The sequence below is a fragment of the Martinezella calliandrae genome, assembly GCF_030272695.1.
Classification (GTDB): Bacteria; Pseudomonadota; Alphaproteobacteria; order Rhizobiales; family Rhizobiaceae; genus Rhizobium; species Rhizobium calliandrae.
Genome location: NZ_JARFYN010000138.1, coordinates 1 through 1,602, shown reverse-complemented (window position 1 = coordinate 1,602; position 1,602 = coordinate 1). Strand labels below are relative to the sequence as shown.

Annotated in this window: 2 protein-coding genes and 1 pseudogene; 1 reads left to right on the top strand and 2 read right to left on the bottom strand. The window is 55.9% G+C overall.

What is annotated here, in order from left to right; all coding sequences use genetic code 11:
• Nucleotides 1–243 precede the first annotated feature (243 nt).
• The gene (locus tag PY650_RS36345; RefSeq protein ID WP_432761628.1) at nucleotides 244–453 is read left to right on the top strand and encodes a helix-turn-helix domain-containing protein; all 210 of its coding nucleotides are present in this window, start codon (nucleotides 244–246) and stop codon (nucleotides 451–453) included.
• A gap of 407 nt (nucleotides 454–860) precedes the next feature.
• On the opposite strand, the pseudogene PY650_RS36340 reads toward PY650_RS36345, so the two are convergent.
• Nucleotides 861–1,171, bottom strand: a pseudogene (locus PY650_RS36340) (type IV secretory system conjugative DNA transfer family protein); the annotation flags it as partial.
• A gap of 3 nt (nucleotides 1,172–1,174) precedes the next feature.
• Entirely contained in the window at nucleotides 1,175–1,477 is a 303-nt protein-coding gene (locus PY650_RS36335; RefSeq protein ID WP_285884927.1) for a mobilization protein, read from the bottom strand.
• Nucleotides 1,478–1,602: the final 125 nt, after the last annotated feature.

The window sequence follows — 1,602 nt, the reverse complement described above, 5'->3', positions numbered from 1 at the left end:
TGTCTCCTCCTTTGTTCAATAGCTTCAAGCATGTGCATTCGTCGTCAAAGTCGAGAAGGAAAAATCATGGCCAAAGGGCTTGAATACGAACATAAGAGATTGTGGTTAGGTCAGGCAGGGCGGCGCAAACGCTCTGCTTGACCGTCTGCGAAACTGCAGACTCGTTCATATTAACCCTAATAGGCGGCGAGGCAAGCGTTTCGTCACTGTGTGGCGAAAATAATGTTACTTGTTCAATATCGTATGGCTCGGGCAGCGCTTGGATGGGAAATAAGAGAGATGGCGAAACGGGCGAATGTCTCTACGAACACATTGGTCCGTTTTGAGCGCGGCGAGGAACTCAAACGATCAACAGTCGATCATCTCCAATCTGTATTGGAGGCGGCCGGGATTGAATTCATACCTGAAAATGGCGGGGGTCCCGGGGTTCGGTTGAACAAACCCACTGTGTAAGATGTTGCGAAATCGCTATCTCGCCGACCTCCGCTTTTGTGTTTTGAGGACCTGATCGGGACGAGATCCTCCAAGCGGGAAATTTTCTTCGGGTCCAAGCAGACAGCCTGCGCTCCTTCGGAGCGGGGCGTGCAATCAATCTGAGGCGGCCTGAAACATGGTGGTCGAACCGTAAAAGCGTGCTTCGTTTCGACTTTTATTTACTCGTGAAGTTTGGCCTCTCGGCGACCGAAATCGCAAGAGAGATCGCGAGCAGGCGGTTGGGTCAGCAGCGCCTGCGCGTTCCTGACCATTCGCTCGGTTGAGCGATCACCAATCATCGGCAGCTGCATCACTTCGTCCGGAATCATCAGATCGCGGGTGGAGATATGTTCGGAAATCGAACTCTTTCCTTCGCTCCATGAGCCCTCATCGAGAAGATCGAGGACCGGCATCGCCGGCTTCATGGGATCACGGGCCATGTCGATGAGGCTCTGGCTGGCGAGTAGCCGTAGCCAACGCGAATAGGTCGAAAGCCGGTCCGGCGGCAAAACCAGAAACACCGTCGCGTTGTAGTGTTTCAAATCATTGAAGCGAAAATCCGATCGGCCGAGCACGGCGGCCATGCGCGGACTGTCGAGAAAATGCGTGTGGCGTTGGGCGGCCGAAAGTACGCCTGCGGCTTCGCGATCGGATTTGCGAGATGGCGGTTGGCGGCGCGAGCGACAAGGCCATTCGACGGTCATGACTGGGCGTCCATCCCTGGCTCGTTTTGGTTCGGTGAGATCGGCGCATCGAGGATGTCTGTGAACAGCGCCTTGTCATGATCGCGGCTCAGGAAGCCCGGGAGTTCGCGGCTCAACCAGCCCATCAGATCGTGGGAAAATTGGTCCTTGCCATGTTCGAGCCGGTGCAGCACGAGCGCGCCAAGCAGGATCTTCCGTCTCGTGTCCTCGAGGCGTTCTTGTTTGCCAAGCCGCGCCTTCAGCGTCTTCTTGCGCGCCTCCAGTTCGGCGATGCGTTGTTCGATCGTCTTGCGCGCCATTCTCTCGAACACCTCCGCCATGATCGCCGTGCATTTGCGCCGCGTGCGATTGCTTGCACCGTAATCGGCATGTCATCGGTCGCAACTGCCAGAAATGCGAGTAGATCGTGCGCGTTATCTGATCC

Coding starts and splice junctions, on each gene's coding strand:
- PY650_RS36335 (WP_285884927.1), bottom strand. CDS start 1,477: ATGGCGCGCAAGACGATCGAACAACGCATCGCCGAACTGGAGGCGCGC.
- PY650_RS36345 (WP_432761628.1), top strand. CDS start 244: ATGGCTCGGGCAGCGCTTGGATGGGAAATAAGAGAGATGGCGAAACGG.